The sequence below is a fragment of the Vibrio sp. 10N.286.46.A8 genome (genome assembly GCF_041470165.1).
Taxonomy (GTDB): Bacteria; Pseudomonadota; Gammaproteobacteria; order Enterobacterales; family Vibrionaceae; genus Vibrio; species Vibrio tasmaniensis_A.
The window spans coordinates 1-17,348 of record NZ_JBFRLX010000167.1; the positions used below are offsets into that span (position 1 = coordinate 1).

Annotated in this window: 16 protein-coding genes; 12 read left to right on the plus strand and 4 right to left on the minus strand. The window is 44.7% G+C overall.

Annotated elements, in window-relative coordinates; translation table 11 throughout:
- The coding region (locus tag AB4232_RS16235) for a protein kinase domain-containing protein (RefSeq protein WP_372087523.1) at positions 1-1,705 on the plus strand (1,705 nt) is incomplete at its 5' end.
- Between the two features lie 92 nt (positions 1,706-1,797).
- On the opposite strand, the gene cra is transcribed toward AB4232_RS16235, so the two are convergent.
- Positions 1,798-2,802, minus strand: coding sequence for a catabolite repressor/activator (cra, locus tag AB4232_RS16240; protein WP_372087524.1), 1,005 nt, complete (start codon positions 2,800-2,802; stop codon positions 1,798-1,800).
- Positions 2,803-3,193: 391 nt separating this feature from the next.
- Between cra and fruB the strand changes: the two genes are divergently transcribed.
- The 8 genes from fruB (at position 3,194) to AB4232_RS16280 (ending at position 11,079) form a co-directional block, all read left to right on the plus strand.
- Positions 3,194-4,327, plus strand: a complete 1,134-nt coding sequence (gene fruB / locus AB4232_RS16245; RefSeq protein ID WP_372087525.1) for a fused PTS fructose transporter subunit IIA/HPr protein — start codon at positions 3,194-3,196, stop codon at positions 4,325-4,327.
- A 9-nt stretch (positions 4,328-4,336) separates the two neighbouring features.
- Entirely contained in the window at positions 4,337-5,314 is a 978-nt protein-coding gene (gene pfkB, locus AB4232_RS16250) for a 1-phosphofructokinase (protein WP_269335092.1), read from the plus strand.
- A gap of 15 nt (positions 5,315-5,329) precedes the next feature.
- Positions 5,330-7,090, plus strand: coding sequence for a PTS fructose transporter subunit IIBC (gene fruA, locus AB4232_RS16255; protein WP_269335091.1), 1,761 nt, complete (start codon positions 5,330-5,332; stop codon positions 7,088-7,090).
- A gap of 223 nt (positions 7,091-7,313) precedes the next feature.
- Positions 7,314-7,955: a hypothetical protein gene (locus AB4232_RS16260; protein ID WP_372087526.1), complete on the plus strand. Its 642-nt coding sequence runs from the start codon at positions 7,314-7,316 to the stop codon at positions 7,953-7,955.
- 11 nt (positions 7,956-7,966) lie between these two features.
- Complete coding sequence (locus AB4232_RS16265; RefSeq protein ID WP_372087527.1) at positions 7,967-8,878, plus strand: sterol desaturase family protein; 912 nt, start codon at positions 7,967-7,969, stop codon at positions 8,876-8,878.
- Positions 8,879-8,886: 8 nt separating this feature from the next.
- The gene (locus tag AB4232_RS16270; protein WP_372087528.1) at positions 8,887-9,561 is read left to right on the plus strand and encodes a response regulator transcription factor; all 675 of its coding nucleotides are present in this window, start codon (positions 8,887-8,889) and stop codon (positions 9,559-9,561) included.
- Positions 9,558-10,850, plus strand: a complete 1,293-nt coding sequence (locus AB4232_RS16275) for a sensor histidine kinase (RefSeq protein ID WP_372087529.1) — start codon at positions 9,558-9,560, stop codon at positions 10,848-10,850. The genes AB4232_RS16270 and AB4232_RS16275 overlap by 4 nt, the downstream gene beginning before the upstream one ends.
- Before the next feature lie 76 nt (positions 10,851-10,926).
- Positions 10,927-11,079 (plus strand): hypothetical protein, encoded by a 153-nt coding sequence (locus tag AB4232_RS16280; RefSeq protein ID WP_009844874.1) that lies wholly within the window; start codon positions 10,927-10,929, stop codon positions 11,077-11,079.
- Positions 11,080-11,221: 142 nt separating this feature from the next.
- Here the strand turns inward: AB4232_RS16280 and AB4232_RS16285 are convergent, their stop codons facing one another.
- Both AB4232_RS16285 and yghU read right to left on the minus strand, forming a co-directional pair.
- Complete coding sequence (locus tag AB4232_RS16285; RefSeq protein ID WP_017103393.1) at positions 11,222-11,545, minus strand: DOPA 4,5-dioxygenase family protein; 324 nt, start codon at positions 11,543-11,545, stop codon at positions 11,222-11,224.
- Positions 11,546-11,725: 180 nt separating this feature from the next.
- On the minus strand, positions 11,726-12,583 hold the full coding sequence (gene yghU, locus AB4232_RS16290) for a glutathione-dependent disulfide-bond oxidoreductase (protein WP_372087531.1): 858 nt from the start codon (positions 12,581-12,583) through the stop codon (positions 11,726-11,728).
- Between the two features lie 275 nt (positions 12,584-12,858).
- Between yghU and AB4232_RS16295 the strand changes: the two genes are divergently transcribed.
- Positions 12,859-13,203: a YajD family HNH nuclease gene (locus tag AB4232_RS16295; protein ID WP_004730279.1), complete on the plus strand. Its 345-nt coding sequence runs from the start codon at positions 12,859-12,861 to the stop codon at positions 13,201-13,203.
- A gap of 180 nt (positions 13,204-13,383) precedes the next feature.
- Here the strand turns inward: AB4232_RS16295 and AB4232_RS16300 are convergent, their stop codons facing one another.
- Entirely contained in the window at positions 13,384-13,764 is a 381-nt protein-coding gene (locus AB4232_RS16300; RefSeq protein WP_012600906.1) for a hypothetical protein, read from the minus strand.
- Between the two features lie 594 nt (positions 13,765-14,358).
- Here AB4232_RS16300 and AB4232_RS16305 point away from each other — a divergent pair.
- Both AB4232_RS16305 and AB4232_RS16310 read left to right on the plus strand, forming a co-directional pair.
- The gene (locus AB4232_RS16305) at positions 14,359-15,597 is read left to right on the plus strand and encodes an OFA family MFS transporter (protein WP_009844864.1); all 1,239 of its coding nucleotides are present in this window, start codon (positions 14,359-14,361) and stop codon (positions 15,595-15,597) included.
- A gap of 56 nt (positions 15,598-15,653) precedes the next feature.
- Positions 15,654-17,318, plus strand: a complete 1,665-nt coding sequence (locus tag AB4232_RS16310) for a VRR-NUC domain-containing protein (RefSeq protein ID WP_372087533.1) — start codon at positions 15,654-15,656, stop codon at positions 17,316-17,318.
- The last annotated feature ends 30 nt before the right edge of the window (positions 17,319-17,348 follow it).

Here is a 17,348-nt window from a genome sequence, read left to right on the forward strand (position 1 = left end):
AGGCATACGTGATGAAAACCAAGACGCCATCATTGTAAAACACCCGAAGACTCGTGCTGAGCAAGAGTTGAAAGGCAGTGTCGCCTGCATAGCAGACGGCGCGAGTTGCAGTGAACACGGCCAAAAAGCCAGTAACACCAGCGTGATGCAGTTTATCGACGACTACTACGCCACACCCAATAGCTGGAGCATTCAGCGTTCAGCGCAAAAGGTCTTAACCTCGCTCAACTCTTGGCTGTTCAACACGTCTGTTTCTAATATTCATCCCGCACAACAAGTGAACCATAATGCGCTCGTTTCCACCTTTAGCAGCGTGATACTCAAATCGAACACCGCACATATATTCCACGTTGGTGACAGTCGCATTTACTTACTAAGAGATGGAGAATTACGCCAACTGACCCGCGACCACACCCGTAAAAATATGGGGCAGAAGCATTACTTAACACGCGCCTTAGGCATGGACAACCAACTCAACGTTGACTATCAAACCTTGCCTATCAAGAAAAACGACTGCTTTATCCTGACATCTGATGGCGTGCATGAGTTTGTCTCTCCCAACACCTTCAAGGAACACATCGACAAACCCGGAGCGGATTTCGAGTACGCAGCGCAAAGCATCTGTAACACCGCTTTAAGCCACAATAGCTCAGACAACGTCAGCTGCTTGATTGTGCAAGTCAGCCATCTACCTAAACCTTCGCTCATTGAGTTCCATGAAAAGCTGGCTAAACGTGCCATCCCACCCGCGTTAAAGCTCGGGCAAAGTATCGACAACTTTATGGTGCTTGAGGTGTTGTATGCAGGCTCTAGAAGCCATGTGTATCGTGTGATGCAGAAAGAGACACAAACCGAGTTCGTGCTGAAAGTCCCTTCCGTCCAATATCATGATAGCCCTTCACAACTGAGAGCTTTCTTTAATGAACAATGGGCGGGCATCTTGCTAAACAATAAGAAAGTAATGAAGGTCTACCCGACGGCAGAGAACTCGCAATTCTTATATCAAATCTGCGAATGGGTAGAAGGCATCACGCTAAGACAATGGATGTACGACAATCCAAAACCGTCACTCAATGAAGTGCGCGAAATATTAGAAAAGATCACGCAAGGCATTCGAGTATTACAACGCGCAGACATGGTGCACCGAGATTTAAAGCCCGAGAACATCATGCTTCAACGTGATGGTGAGATAAAAATCATCGATCTCGGCGCTGTATTAGTGAGAGGACTTGAAGAAGGAGAGCTCGCAGACAAAGACGACACTCCATTAGGTGCGGTCAATTACATTGCGCCAGAGACCATCAAACATAGCACCGCGACAACCACCTCAGATTTGTTCTCTATCGCTGTGATCGGCTATGAGATGCTAACCTGTGAATTGCCCTACTCTGAAATGACCGCACAATCACTTAAGCAATCTCGTCATCATCAGTGGGAATACCAACCCATCACTCAAAAACGAACTGACTTACCAAGCTGGGTGGATTTGGTGTTACAAAAAGCCTGCGCGGAATCACCAAGCGAGCGCCATCAAGTGTTGGGGGATTTTGTGGCAGACCTTTACACACCAAACCAAAGCTTGGTGAAAAGCAAAGCCAAGCAACCTTTGATAAACCGAAACCCAATCCAGTTTTGGAAGGTGTTGGCTTTGTTGCTCGGCATTGTTGCCATTGTAGAGTTGGGCTTATTACTTAATTCAAGTTAAGTGTCCAAGCTCGAGTTAATTACAGGTTCGAGTTAAATCCAAGTTCGAGCTAAGTGTCCAAGTCTAACCTAGCTTGTGTAAACTAACTGGAATTAGCCTCGTTTCACTAAGCTTCTTGGCACAAGCTCGATACCAGCTTGGTAACGCTTAGCAGATGCATTCAGCGCCAAAGCAAAAGCACTATCAGCAATAACTTCGAATTGCTGTGGCAGTGAATGGACTTTAAAAGGCAAGAAGTCGAGCAGTCGGTTATCACCAAAGGTTGCCAGTTTTACTTGATTAATCAGCTCTGGCTTTTCAACCATCACATCCAACACACCCTCTAACAAGGTGTAAGACATAGTCACAATCGCATCAGGAACCGTGCCTTTTGCAATCCACTCTTCAAAAACCTCGCGTCCAGATTCCCTATCAAAGTGCTCACCATAACCCACAACCATCGACTTGTTTTCTGCTAGCCCTGTTTGTTGAGTATGTGCTTTATTCGCCGCTTCAAAACCTAGGTGACGTTCGCGTGAGATATTTAGATCAGGAAGTGCACCTATCAAACCAACACTATGAATGTTGTCATCGAGAATCGAGTGCGTCAATTCAAACGCAGCTTCGAAATCTTCACTGAGTACGCAAGCAAAGTGCTCATCATCTAAAGGACGGTCAATTGCGATCACAGGCGTGCCTGAGTTTTGCAACTTTAAGTAGAACTCGTTGGCGTCTGGCATTGAGCTCGCAACCAGCAAGGCATCAATACGACGACTTACCAAAGCTTCAGCCACTTTTCGTTCTGTTTCAGCATCATCATCAGAACAACCAATCAATATCTGGTAGCCCACTTTGCGTGAATTCTGCTCTATCAATTTTGCCAAACGCGCGTAACTGCTGTTTTCCAGATCCGGAATAATCAAACCAAATGAACGGCTATTACCAGCTCGCAACGACGAAGCGGCGTGGTCTGGACGGTAATTATACTCTTCTACAACCGCCATGACTTTCTGTTGAGTCTTTTCACTGATTCTGTATTTCTGCGCCTTGCCGTTGATGACATAACTGGCTGTGGTTTTCGATACTCCAGCCAACTTAGCGATTTCATCAAGTGTCATATGAGTGACCTGTATTTTGTGCGTAGGATCATATAACGAATGATCTGATCCCTGGATTAGTTGAATTATATGCTGAATCGATTCAGTATAAAAGCTGAAAGGATTCAGCAAAATCTGAAAAGTGACTTAAATCATCCTTTTGAATGAATTGAGCGTCATTTGTTGTTAATAAGCTTTCGTTATTTAGCTTTTCGTTATCCACGAATCAGACCGAATTAACGACACGCAGCAAAACTATTTTGAAAATCGAAATTGGCTTTGCTGAATTTTTTTACACTGAATGCTGAACCGATTCAGCTAAAGTAAAGCAAAGAGTAAAGTTCACTAATTCTTGCTCTAGTTGGAATCGTAGCGACACACAAATTCTCAAGCGATACGCTAAAGAGGCACCATGCTTAAATTATCAAAATCTGACATCACTCTAGGCCAAACGGCCAATGATAAGTTCCAAGCAATCCAAAATATTGCAGGCGACCTAACAGCCAAAGGCTTAGTTGACTCTGGCTACGTTGAAGGAATGCTGAACCGTGAAAACCAGAACTCTACGTTCCTTGGCAACGGTATCGCGATTCCTCATGGAACTACTGACACTCGTGGCCTAGTGAAAGAGACAGGCGTTGCGGTACACCACTTCCCTGAAGGTATTGATTGGGCAGACGGAAACCGTGTTTACGTTGCGATTGGTATTGCAGCTAAATCTGATGAGCACTTAGGCATTCTTAAGCAACTGACCAAAGTGCTAGCGGCAGACGGTGTTGAAGAGAAATTAAAGCAAGCAAAATCAGAAGACGAAATCATCGCCCTACTTAATGGCGAAGTTCAGCTAGAAGCAGACCTAGACGCTTCTTTAGTTCAGCTGCTGTTCCCTGCAAGCGACATGATTCAAATGTCGGCAGTTGCGGGCGGCCTACTTAAGAACACAGGTTGCACAGACAATGCATTCGTTGCTGACTTAGTAACAAAAACACCGACTCATCTAGGCCAAGGCTTGTGGTTGTTGGGCAGCGATAAAGGCGTAACTCGCACTGGCGTATCTTTCGTTTCAACAGCCAACGATTGCGAATACGAAGGCACACCAGTTAAAGCATTGGTGGCATTTGCTGCTTGTAACAGCGCTCACCAATCTATTCTGGCAAACCTAAGCAAGATGGTTTTCGAAGGTAAGCAGCAACAACTGTTAACCGCTGACGCAGCACAAGTGATCGGCCTTCTAAAAGGTGAAGCGGTTTCTACAGCTTCTCAAGACGATGACAACTGCGCGGTATTCAAAATCAAAAATGCACACGGCCTACACGCTCGTCCGGGCGCAATGCTAGTCGCTGAAGCGAAGAAGTTCGAATCAACTATCCGCGTATCAAACCTAGATGGCGATGGAAAAGAAGTGAACGCGAAGAGCTTGATGAAAGTAATCGCGCTTGGCGTTAAACACGGCCATCAGCTTCAGTTTGTTGCTGAAGGTGAAGATGCAGCTCAAGCACTTGAGTCTATTGGCAAAGCTATCGCTTCTGGCCTTGGCGAAGGTTAAGGAATCGATATGTCTGATAAACAAATCAAAGCCGTTACCGTAACCCTAAACCCTGCTCTAGATCTGACAGGTAGCATCGATGTGCTAAACGTAGGTTCGGTTAGCTTGGTGAACAAAAGCTCACTGCATGCAGCGGGTAAAGGCGTAAACGTAGCAAAAGTACTTTCAGAGCTTGGCGCTAAAGTCACCGTAACAGGTTTCCTTGGTCGCAATAACGAAGAACCGTTCTGCCAACTGTTCGAACAGATGGGCGCAACTGACCGCTTTATTCGTGTCGACGGCGCAACTCGCATCAACGTGAAGTTAGTAGAAGAAAGTGGTCAAGTTAGCGACATCAACTTCCCTGGCGTAGCGGTAACACCGATTGCCATCGAGCAGTTTGAGCGCACTCTATTCGGGTTAGCTGAAGACCACGAATATTTCGTGATTGCAGGCAGCTTACCTCAGGGCATTTCACCTATGTTATGCGCATCGTGGATTCAGAAACTTCACGATATGGGCAAGAAAGTGTTGTTCGACAGCAGCCGTGATGCACTTAAAGCGGGACTCGATGCACAACCATGGCTGATCAAGCCAAACGATGAAGAGCTATCTCAGTTATTCAACGCCGAACTAACTACACGCGACCAATGCCAACACGCAGGCCAAGCCCTAAGTGAAAAAGGCATCGATAACATCGTTGTGTCACTTGGTGCTGAAGGTGTGATGTGGCTTAACCAAGGTGAGTGGTTACACGCTCAACCTCCGCGCATGCAAGTAGTAAGCACGGTAGGTGCAGGTGACACCTTAGTTGCTGGCCTATGTTGGGGCCACATGCAACAGATGCCAAAAACAGAACTTATTCAATTCGCAACCGCCCTATCTGCTCTAGCAGTTTCACAGGTAGGCGTGGGTGTAACCAGCCAACAAGAGCTGGATTCAGTACGACAAAATATCCAATTACAGGCGCTTAGTGCTCCAACTAGTCAGTTAGACACAAGTAAATAGGACAAAGGGATTATTATGAATATTACCATCATCACAGCTTGCCCAAGTGGCGTAGCAAACAGCATCATCGCAGCAGGCTTGTTAGAGCAAGCTTCAAAAACACTGGGTTGGAACGCCGCTATTGAATGTCAATCTAGCGTATTACCTAACTCTCCAGTATCACAAGACACGATCGACAGCAGCGACGTTGTCGTTATTGCTGCCAACACAAACGTTGATAAAGCGCGCTTTGTTGGCAAAAAAGTGTACCAAGCAGCTATCTCTGAATGCACAGCAGATGCAAAAGCATTTCTAGAGAAAGCGGTAGCCCAAGCAACAGTACTAGACGCATCTCAAGTTGAAAGCACTGTTGAAGTGACCGGTACTTCAGCAAACTCTTCTACAACAGCAAGTACAGGCAGCAAAAAGATCGTAGCGATTACCGCTTGCCCGACTGGCGTTGCACACACCTTTATGGCAGCAGAAGCACTTGAAGCAGAAGGCAAACGCTTAGGTCACCAGATCAAAGTGGAAACTCGCGGCTCAGTAGGTGCGAAAAACCAACTGACAGACCAAGAAATCGCAGACGCTGATCTTGTTATCATCGCTGCCGACATCGACGTTCCTCTTGATCGTTTTAACGGCAAAGCGCTATACAAAACCACAACAGGTCCTGCTTTGAAGAAAACAAAGCAAGAGATGGAAAAAGCATTCGCTGAAGCTAAGCCATACCAGCACACAGCGTCTTCAAATTCAGCGCCTGCTGATGAGAAGAAAGGTGTGTACAAGCACCTAATGACAGGTGTATCTCACATGCTTCCTGTGGTTGTTGCGGGTGGTTTGATCATCGCACTGTCTTTCGTATTCGGTATCGAAGCGTTCAAAGAAGAAGGCACATTAGCAGCGGCATTGATGACTATCGGTGGTGGTTCTGCATTCGCACTGATGATTCCTGTTCTTGCTGGTTTCATTGCATTCTCTATTGCTGACCGTCCGGGTCTGGCTCCAGGTCTAATTGGCGGTATGTTGGCTAGCTCAACAGGCGCAGGTTTCCTAGGTGGTATCGCAGCGGGTTTCATTGCGGGTTACGCAGCAAAATTCATTGCCGACAAGGTTCAACTTCCACAATCCATGGAAGCCCTCAAACCGATTCTGATCATTCCGTTTATCGCGAGTTTGTTCACTGGTTTGGTCATGATTTACATCGTTGGAGGTCCAGTTTCAGGCGTGATGAGCGCAATGACAGACTTCCTAAACAACATGGGAACGTCTAATGCGATTCTTCTGGGTGTGATTCTAGGCGCAATGATGTGTTTCGACCTTGGTGGTCCAGTAAACAAAGCGGCTTACACGTTCGGTGTTGGTCTATTGGCTTCACAAACTTACGCACCAATGGCAGCAATCATGGCAGCAGGTATGGTTCCGGCTCTAGGTATGGGCCTTGCAACTTTCCTAGTGAAAGACAAGTTTGAAGCAGGCGAGCGCGAAGCAGGTAAAGCATCATTCGTTCTTGGACTATGTTTCATCTCTGAAGGTGCAATCCCATTCGCAGCGAAAGACCCAATGCGTGTTATCCCAGCATGTATGGCAGGTGGCGCACTAACGGGCGCTCTATCAATGATGTTTGGTGCACAACTAATGGCTCCACACGGCGGCTTGTTCGTACTGTTAATTCCTGGCGCTATCTCTCCAGTTCTTATGTATCTAGTGGCGATTGCAGCAGGTACAGCGGTAACAGGTTTTGGTTACGCAGCTCTTAAAAAGATGAGCGATTCTAAAGTGACTGCAGAGGCTTAATCCCCCTACTCTGTTTAGCGGTTAAGGCTGACGAACAGAGGCTCTTGATAAAACAGTCCCTTGTTAAAACTGTTCCTTGGTAAAGCAAAAGGCTCCTCAATTGAGGAGCCTTTTTTAATGAATCACCTATACCCTCTGACCAAAACAATCCCCACGGTTACCTTTTGTTTACCTCGCCTCCTTTACTGTCCTTGATAAGAAAAATGAACAACAAGGAAAGAGCATGAAATTATTCGCTTCATTACTCACGACAGTCGGTATTACTGGTGTTGTCTGGGGGCTATTACATATTCAGCCAGCAGTTGCGGATGCTTCGACGGAGCAGCCAATTAATTCGACAGCACAGCCAATTAAAAAGGCATCAACAGCTGAGACGGCAGTAACTCAATCAGTAATAGCTCAGTCAGAAGCAACTAAGCCCGTAGAGGTAAAACCACAAGTCACTGCAAACACGACTTATCTGCAAGGTTTGAGTAAGACAATTCCTTTAGAAGACGTGCCAAACCTATGGGTGGATTTCTACCAGAACCTCGAATCCGATGACGAAGAGGTCGCACAGCAACAGCAAGTCATCGTCGTCTATCAAGACATCAGCTTAGATTTCAGCGAAGCAACAATCATGATTGGCTTCCCGACTCAGCAATCAAAATTAAATAAAAACAAGCTCTTAATTAAGCTCCCGAACAAAGTCAAAGGCACGCTTCTACTAGGTAAAGGCGAACATACCGAACAGGAATTAGCACAAGCTTGGGAAGGTATCGCGATATTAAAAGAAGTGGACATGGTTATAGAGCACCACCAACTCAATCAGCATGGGTTGCCAGATTCTAGCGAGTTATACGTCTATTATAAGAACAACCAGTAAAGGATTTAGTTATGGATTTCACTATGGATAGCATTGGGAATTTTCTCTCTCAAACATTCACAGAAACGAGCATCATCCTAACCGAAACTTGGGTAGATGATAATTTTCTGCTGCTTGCTCTGGCTCTGTTTATCTTTGAGCTTATCCGCTATGCCTTTAAGAAAAAACTCAGCTGGAATATGTTGGGAGACAGCGCGACTAACTTAGTCACTCTGTTCTTCTTGTTGGTTACCGTTTTCTTTGTCGGGTTAGCCTATGTCGGCGCGTTTGTTTACGCCTACGAGAATTTCAGCCTAACTCAGCTACCGATATCCGGTTGGACAATTCTGGGTTGCTTGATCTTGGCCGATCTCGCGTACTACTGGGAGCACCGATTCTTGCACAGCAACAGTTTAGCATGGGGAACGCACTCAGTTCACCATAGCTCGCCTTACTTTAATATCTCGGTCGCTTACCGCTTTGGGCCTTTGGATTGGTTCTTCCCGTTCTTCTTCCACTTGCCGTTAATTCTGCTCGGCTTTAATCCGTTTGTGGTTCTGATGTGTGAAACCTTTGTTCAACTGTTTCAAACACTGCTGCACACTGAAACCGTTAAACGCTTGCCTCGCCCAGTTGAAGCGGTATTTAATACGCCTTCACACCACCGAGTGCATCACGCAACCAACAAGCAGTATCTTGATAAGAACTATGCTGGCATCTTCATTATTTGGGACAAGATGTTCGGCACCTTCGCTAAAGAAGAGGAAGAAGTCAGATACGGAGTGTTCCCTAGAATCAACTCTGTGAACCCATTTAAGGTATATTTCCACGGCTACGTTAAACTGTGCCAACAGTTATGGCACGCGCCAAATTGGAACTACCGATTACAACTTCTTATTCAACCACCTATCTGGGCTTGGAAAAGAGAACGAGAAACAAAGTAAGGACACTTATGAGCATTAACGCCCTGTTGATTGAAGACGACAGCGACTTAGCAGAAGCCATTGCAGACTATATGGAACTCGATGGGTTCGAATTCGATTTTGCTTACAATGGCAGTGCGGGTCTCAATCTTGCGCTAGAGGGGCGTTATGACATCATCTTAACGGACATCAACATGCCCAAGATGGACGGGCTCGATGTCTGCCAATCTCTTCGACAACAAGGCGTTACCACCCCGATTCTCATGCTGACGGCGAGAGACACGCTACAAGATAAAATCGCCGGATTCGAGGTAGGTTCGGATGACTATCTAGTGAAGCCTTTTGCGATGGAAGAGCTAAAAGTACGGTTGATGGCGCTGGTTCGTCGTGCTCAAGGTACGGTGACAACTTTGTCTGTAGCCGATCTCAAATTGGACTTGGATAAGCACCAAGCTATTCGAGGCGGTAAACTACTGAAGCTCTCCCCTGTATGTTGGCGAATGCTCGTGATGTTAGTTCGAAACAGCCCTAACGTGGTGAGTAAAGCCAAGCTTGAAGAAGCATGGGAAGACGAAATGCCAAGTTCGGATAGTATGAAGGCGCACTTGTTTAAACTTCGACAAGTGGTTGATGCTCCCTTTGGCTCAAAGCTAATTCACACGGTTCATGGTATTGGTGTGGTCTTGCATGAGGAGCCATCATGAAGCACCCGAACATGAATCGAGTCAGTATCAAGCGTGATATCTACCTCTACCTGTTTGGCATCGTCGTATTACTCACAGCCATCTATAGCTTGATGGTGTCTCAGAGCTATCACATTGGCCTCAATGAATCGGCAAAGTATGGATTCTTGTATGAGTTGGAAGTCGCAGAACAACGTTACATCGAAACAGGGCAATTACCAGACTATCAAAACCCGACATTCCAAGCCTTTCTAACCTATTCGGAGCTGCCCGCTAAATTTCAACAAGCCTTTGATTGGAAAGCGTTTGATAACGACGCTATTTATGATCATTACCAGCCTTCACCTAACAATAAATCAGGGCAATACCTCTATGCCGCCAAACATCAAGTTTCTGGTAAAGACGAAGCCTTGTACATCATTTCTGAGTACGATGAAGCCATCTACTTGAATCTGTTCGAGCTCAACCCACCCGATTCCGTGAACCAAATTAACAATGCCTTCATTGCCATCGGCGCCCTTTTACTCTTGGTGTTTTTGATCATTCGCCTTTTGATACACCGAGTCACCAAACCGATTATTACGCTATCAAAATGGTCTGAATCTCTGGATGTGGACGACACTGAAGGGCTGACTCAGTTTCGGTATAAAGAGATCCATAAGTTGGCTTCGCAACTGGTTAAAAGCGTTCAAGGCGAACGACAGGCCAATGAGCGTGAGAGCTTTTTCTTAAGAGCAGCTAGCCACGAGTTAAGAACACCGATTGCCACTATTTCAGCCAGTGGCGATATGCTGGTGCGGTTGTCTGAAAGTATTCCCAACAGCGGCCAACGAGCCGTCGCACGAATCCAACGCTCAGCCACCAACATGAAAGCCTTAGTGACAACTCTGCTATGGATGAGCCGTAATAACGAGATGGAAACCAACTATGAGCAAATCAAGCTGACTCCCCTGCTCAATAACATTATCGAAAGCCAACGTTATCTTTTAAAAAACAAAGAAGTGGACATTCAAACCAAGGTTGAGCAAGAAGAACATACCCTGCCCCGTGAATTAACTGAGGTTGTGCTCACCAACTTAATCCGAAATGCATTTCAGCATGGTGGCAGCGGAGATATCAGCATCACACTGACAGAACATCAGTTTGAGGTAATCAACCGCTTGGAAGATGAAAACCTAGCAAACGACTCAGTACAGCAAACCTCTTTTGGTATCGGCCTAGAGCTCATTGATCGCGTTTGTCAGAACCAAGGTTGGCAGTTTACTCATGAAACTCACAACAATGAGTTCAACGTTAAGGTAATTCTGTAGATGCTTAATTGATGGTGACCAAAAGTTTACCCTTGCTTGGTTATGCTAATCGCACAATCTAGTTAGGAGTAATGTTATGGGCACTTGGATTCTAGAAACACTATTGTGGGCTGTGGTAACCGTGGCGGTTTGTGTCGCGATTTGGGGTCTTTACTTACCTAATATATTAATCGCATTAGGCGTGTCGGTAGCGGTATCGCTGTTACTGGGGAATAGCTGGAGAAGCTAGAATTTCGGCAAGAAGACGATGAGCAAAACGAGCTGTGCGCTGACACACCCGACAGCACCTAAGTTACTAAGTTACTAAGTTACTAAGTTACTAAGTTACTAAGTTAGATTGTTAGGTACTCACTGTCGGGCGCAGAATTGAATTAGCTAGTCAGCGTATCTTCGAATACACCAAGCTCGCGACCAAGCCAAGTCGCACGTACTGTATGGTCTAGAGTTTCTTCACCGCCGGTTACTGGGTGAATCAACACCGACATGTCACCGCGTTCTTTTTCAAGCCATTCAACAATGCCCGACTCTTTGTTCGCAAAGTGAATCTCAAACATCGGCATTTTATGTGGCCCAACCAAACGCTGTATTAATGGGAAAGTCTCTAACACATCTTTACGTTCCGATAGAATTTTCTGACGCAGTGTTTCTGCCTGCTCTGCAAAGCGCAGAGGGAAATAGATATGACCGTGGTACATGGCACCATCCTTTAGAATTATGATGTCGCAAGTTTATACCTAAACCGCCTTTAATAGCTAAATCTAAATAGGTGAACTTGCTTTCGGAAGGATCAATTTGAAATGAGAAAACTAGAGTCTGTTATTCGAAGGAATCAAAAACAAACTCTAGTTATGTACAGCGAGTTAATTTTGAAGCAACTAAGGCTTAAGCTTTAAAACACGGTCGATATCTTCTGCGGAATGGCGCTCTGGTACTTGCTCCCACTCTTCGCCAAATGAACGGTTAACTACGCGGCCACGTTGGAAACCTTCGCGCGCTTCTAGTTGCTTCGCCCAGCGCACAACGTTGGTGTAAGACTCAACTTGTAGGAACTCAGCTGCATCGTAAATTTTTCCTAGTACAAGGTTGCCATACCAAGGCCAAATTGCGATATCAGCGATGCTTAGCTCTTCTCCCGCCACAAAATCGCTATTGGCGAGTTGTTTGTCTAACACGTCTAACTGACGCTTAGCTTCCATCGCAAAGCGGTTAATTGGGTACTCTTGCTTTTCATCAGCGTAAGCGTAGAAGTGACCAAAACCACCACCTAGGAATGGTGCCGAGCCTTGCGCCCAGAATAACCAGTTAATGGTTTGTGTTCTCGCTGCCCCTTCTTTTGGTAAGAAGTGACCAAATTTTTCAGCTAAGTGCATCAAGATAGATGCCGATTCGAAAACATTCACGTCTTCAGCACCAGACTTATCAACGAGTGCCGGTATTTTGGAATTTGGATTAACCCTCACAAAACCAGAAGAGAACTGTTCAGCTTCACCAATGTTAATCAAATACGCATCATATTCAGCTTCTTTAACACCTGCCGCTAACAACTCTTCCAGCAAGATAGTGACTTTTTGACCGTTAGGTGTACCAAGAGAATACAATTGAAAAGCATGGTCACCAACAGGAAGCTCTTTATCAAAGCGAGCGCCAGATTCAGGACTATTGATATTTGCCCACTTGTTACCACCATCAGTATCGTTAACCCAAACTTTTGGCGGTGTGTATTGTTCTGACATGATATTTCCTTATTAATATAGGGTAGCTTTAACTGATATTAGGTCACGCTCCCTTGGTTAAAACCCCTAAATACAATTTCTTTTCAAACTGTTAAGCATGGCTTATTCCAGAAAGAAATAACCTGATTTATGAGATAGCACACGTAAAAGATAAGTGCCCAATCAAACCTAAGCCACATAACGGTTAGTACGAAACATGATTTAGTCACGACATGCCTACAGGTTAAAGAAAGCTGTGATAAAATCGGGATATTACAATTGATAAGGATTTGGCAATGTCTTCTGACTACACTGGCTCGAGTGCAGCGTACGCTCGTCAAGAGAAAGGCTACCGTGAAAAAGCACTAAAACTGTACCCATGGGTTTGTGGTAAGTGCGCGCGTGAATTTGTTTACTCGAACTTAAGAGAGCTGACCGTTCACCACGTCGATCACGACCATACAAACAACCCTGAAGACGGAAGTAACTGGGAACTATTATGCCTTTACTGTCACGATCATGAACACTCAAAATACACAGACCATGACCGTTATGGCGTTGATGCCAAGGCTCGTTTAGACGACCACCAATCAGCGACCCACAACCCTTTCGCCGATCTAGCGAAGTTGATGAAGAAGTAACACGCGTTAAGAACGGTCTTTGCTAAATGATAGCGGCTAGATAATAGATAAATAACAAGAAACCCCAGTATGTCACCATACTGGGGTTTCTTTTATCTGCAATCATAACCAAATAATAGAGTTAAGAGAGGCCAGATCAAAAAGAGCCTTCCGAAGAAGGCTCCTTTTTAGAATTCTGAATTATACAGCGGCTTGTTTGCGAGACTCTTCTACCTGCTTAGCGCGCTTTTTAAGCGTCAACTTATCGCGGTATGCAAACCAAACGTAAGTCACTACGACCAAGAAGAAAAGGTATGACAATGAGAAAATGAACGGCGATTGAATGATATCGTTTGAGATACCCCAAGAAACACCGATAACGGTCACTGCAATTTTTGCAAAAAAGCCACACATCAATAGCATTAATGCCAACTGTGGGAAACGCGTGCTACGGAATGCCAGCCAGTAACAACTACCAACTGCTAACGCCGCAATATAGAAGCCGAATAGGAAAGAGTGAATATGGTCAGCTGCCGCTACACCACCAGAAATTGACATCAATAAAATTAAAAACAGTTTCATAATACTCGCCTCACCATAGGTTGGAAACGCATCCTTTCAAATTTGGAATCTCAGTTTGCGTACTATTTTCCCATTTTTTTTGTTCAACACAACCCCTCAAGTTGAACAAAATGTAAGCAAGAGTGCTAACAAAAATCCAAGTTAACAATCATTTAACATACTGTTTTTAATAAACCTCCGTTAACCCTTGTCTCATATGAATAAAGCGTCATTTCGATTTATTTTGTTACACAAAATTAACCTTGAAAAATATTTAAAATAATTCGTAACTCTGTGATATCCGCACGGGATACGTGGACAATCTGAAATGTGTATCGAAGAATCCCTTAAAAAATAAGCCCGCCACGCTAAAAAGAACAAAATAGAAAGGTATTGAACACAACTTACAAACCAACAAAAAACAAGCCATTAACAATTTTGAGTTTATTTACCAAAAATGGAAAAAGAGATTCCAATCACATTTTTATTGGTTATAATCCGCGCTCTTTTGCGTTGTCTGTTGATAAACGCAAACTAATTTTGAAGAAACAATCACAATAACCCGTCTTTAGTTAAGTGGCTCACCACTGACCAACGACAAAACTGAGAATAAAAATGAGCAAGATTGATAAAGCATCACGTATCCTGCTAGCAGGCTTCTGTATCAACCTTTGTCTTGGCATCCTGTATGCTTGGAGTGTATTTAACAAGGCGCTAGTGACTGAAGCTGGTTGGAGTGCTGCTGAAGCATCTTCACCTTACGCTATTGCAACTATCACATTCTCTGTTTGTCTTCTTGTTGCAGGCATCCTACAAGACCGTATGGGTCCACGTAAGATCCTTATTCTTGGTACAGCGCTTACTGGCCTAGGTATGATTGCTTCTGGTTTCGCTACGACTCCTATGATGCTAAACCTAACGTTTGGCGTGATGACAGGTGCTGGTATCGGCTTCGGTTACGCATGTCTTTCTCCATCAGCAATGAAATGGTTCCACTCTTCTAAGAAAGGTATGGTTAACGGTCTAATCGCTGCAGGCTTCGGTCTTGCTGCTATTTATCTAGCACCACTAACTTCTGCGCTAATCGATAGCATGGGTATCCAAACAAGCTTTATGATTCTTGGTGTTGGTGTACTTGCAATCGCAGTACCTCTAGCGGCAACGATCAACAACCCACCAGCGGATTACACGCCAGCTGAGCCTAAAGTAAAAGAAGGCCAAGCACCTAAAGCGGTTAAGAAGACTGAAGACCTAACGTGGAAAGTAATGCTGAAGACTCCTCAGTTCTACTCTCTATGGATCATGTACGCATTTGCTGCTTCTGTTGGTCTTATGATCATCGGTAACATCACTACGATTGCTAGCGTTCAAGCGAACCTACCAAACGCGGTTTACCTAGCGTCTATCCTTGCTGTATTCAACTCAGGCGGTCGTGTTGCTGCAGGTATGCTTGCAGATAAAATCGGTGGCGTACGTACTCTACTTCTAGCGTTCATCCTTCAAGGCGCGAACATGGCTCTATTCGCTACGTTCAACTCTGAATTCACGCTAATCATTGGTACGGCTATCGCAGCTGTTGGTTACGGTACACTTCTAGCAGTATTCCCAACACTAACTGCGGAATTCTATGGCCTGAAAAACTACGGTACGAACTACGGCGTGCTTTACACGGCATGGGGTATCGGTGGTGCTATCGGTGCTGCGGTTGTTGGTTACTCAATGACGAATGGCGAAGGTTACGGCCTAGCTTACACAATCTCTGCTGCTATGATGGCCGTGTGTATTGTTCTAGCTATCGTGACTAAGCCAATCTCAGAAGCGAAAGCAACTGAACTTAAGCAAGCAAGCGCTTAATTCAGTTCTCGATTGATTAAAAATAGAAAGAGCTTAACCTTAGGGTTAGGCTCTTTTTGTATCAAGCGACTAATCCATTGACGATAGAAACCACTCCTCAGCTCTCCCCTACTTATTATCTCGACAACTTCAATCGACTGATTGAACACGCTCAAACACTCTATCCAGACCTGCTGAGTGACGATGAATGCCGTTGGTTGTCTGAATACAAACGTCTTTCAGTCTCAAGCCAGTGTCTAATGATTCGTTTGCTTTCTCGCAAAGGCTGCTGGTTTCGAAGTGATAAGCTCGACTATGCTGAAATTCCAGATCTGAAAAACGCCCTACAAGAGCTAAACACATCGAACTTCATTGCGTTAAGCCACCCTACCGAACAACATAATCTTGTCATTAGTGATCTCGAATTAGGATTGCATCTACTGACTAAACCAGAGCTGTTCAGCGCATTCCCATTTCTGATGAACAATAAGATAGCGAAGAAAGACGAACTCTTGGCTTTGCTCGATCACCAACCTTTTAATAAGTTTCAAAACTTGTCGTTCGATTGTATTTACGTTGTCAAATCTGAAGTTATTGATGTCTTGCTGCTACTGTTCTTTGCCAATACTTATCAAGACCTAAGCCAATTCGTTCTTAGCGATCTTGGACTCAACACCTTCGAAAACTACCCATTAAGTAAACAGCGTCGTTTCTTCACCTCTAGAGAACAGCTCAATCAACTGCTCCAGATACGTGATATTCAACGCTTGTATTCAGAAGGGGACCGCAAAGACAGTGAGTTTCTGGAGCTGCTTTTAAATTCGATTCCTGAAGAATCAGAGCACAGAAACATTGCCAGAAAACGATCGCGTTTGATCAATAATATCGCTCGCGATCTAGAAAGGCTCAACCAAAACGATCAAGCTGTCTTTTGGTTCAAACAATCCGTACTTCCTCCAAGCAGAGAACGACTTGCACGCATCTATGACAAGCAAGACGAGCTAAACTTAATGTGTGACATTGTCACGCAAATGAAAGCGAATCCATCAGATGTATCAGAGTTGGAGATCGCGGCTAAGCTTGAAGACAGGCTACTACGGAAACAGGGCCACAAAGTTTCACGAACTATAAAACCGAACTGCAAAGAGATAAAACTGGAATTAGACCTCAGCCAAACGCGAGTTGAACTTGTGGTGAAGCAACACTTGGAAAACCAAGGTTGGGAAGTCTACTTTTCAGAGAACAGTTTTTTATGTGGATTGTTTGGCTTAGCCTTTTGGGAAGTGATTTTCGCAGACGTTGAGGGCGCATTTATCAATCGCTACCAACATCGCCCTCTGGATCTGTACCATTCAAATTTCGTAGACAAACGAGTTGAACAGATCCAGGCTGCGTTTCAAACCATATCCGAGCAAGGACTAAACCAATTGCTTGATATCTACGACCTGAAATACGGTATCGCAAATCCATTCGTTCATTGGAATCATTTCCCTAAAGCACTCATTGAGCACAGTATGGAGGCTATTCCGAACGCCTTAATCGTCGAGCTATTCAAAGTGATATTGAGTGACCTAAAGCTATTTAGAACTGGGATGCCGGATTTGATTGCGTTCAAGGACGATGAATTTCATTGGATTGAAGTCAAAGGGCCCGGCGATAAATTGCAAGATAACCAGTGGCGATGGATCAAAGAGTTTGAGCGATTGTCTGTTCCATTCTCTGTTTGCTACGTCAATCATTAGATAGTTGCCTAGCTCTAGTCTCTAGTCTCT

Excerpts from the sequence above, each read along its gene's own strand:
- cra (WP_372087524.1), bottom strand. The coding sequence starts at position 2,802 with ATGACACTTGATGAAATCGCTAAGTTGGCTGGAGTATCGAAAACCACA.
- fruB (WP_372087525.1), top strand. The coding sequence starts at position 3,194 with ATGCTTAAATTATCAAAATCTGACATCACTCTAGGCCAAACGGCCAAT.
- pfkB (WP_269335092.1), top strand. The coding sequence starts at position 4,337 with ATGTCTGATAAACAAATCAAAGCCGTTACCGTAACCCTAAACCCTGCT.
- fruA (WP_269335091.1), top strand. The coding sequence starts at position 5,330 with ATGAATATTACCATCATCACAGCTTGCCCAAGTGGCGTAGCAAACAGC.
- AB4232_RS16260 (WP_372087526.1), top strand. The coding sequence starts at position 7,314 with ATGAAATTATTCGCTTCATTACTCACGACAGTCGGTATTACTGGTGTT.
- AB4232_RS16265 (WP_372087527.1), top strand. The coding sequence starts at position 7,967 with ATGGATTTCACTATGGATAGCATTGGGAATTTTCTCTCTCAAACATTC.
- AB4232_RS16270 (WP_372087528.1), top strand. The coding sequence starts at position 8,887 with ATGAGCATTAACGCCCTGTTGATTGAAGACGACAGCGACTTAGCAGAA.
- AB4232_RS16275 (WP_372087529.1), top strand. The coding sequence starts at position 9,558 with ATGAAGCACCCGAACATGAATCGAGTCAGTATCAAGCGTGATATCTAC.
- AB4232_RS16280 (WP_009844874.1), top strand. The coding sequence starts at position 10,927 with ATGGGCACTTGGATTCTAGAAACACTATTGTGGGCTGTGGTAACCGTG.
- AB4232_RS16285 (WP_017103393.1), bottom strand. The coding sequence starts at position 11,545 with ATGTACCACGGTCATATCTATTTCCCTCTGCGCTTTGCAGAGCAGGCA.
- yghU (WP_372087531.1), bottom strand. The coding sequence starts at position 12,583 with ATGTCAGAACAATACACACCGCCAAAAGTTTGGGTTAACGATACTGAT.
- AB4232_RS16295 (WP_004730279.1), top strand. The coding sequence starts at position 12,859 with ATGTCTTCTGACTACACTGGCTCGAGTGCAGCGTACGCTCGTCAAGAG.
- AB4232_RS16300 (WP_012600906.1), bottom strand. The coding sequence starts at position 13,764 with ATGAAACTGTTTTTAATTTTATTGATGTCAATTTCTGGTGGTGTAGCG.
- AB4232_RS16305 (WP_009844864.1), top strand. The coding sequence starts at position 14,359 with ATGAGCAAGATTGATAAAGCATCACGTATCCTGCTAGCAGGCTTCTGT.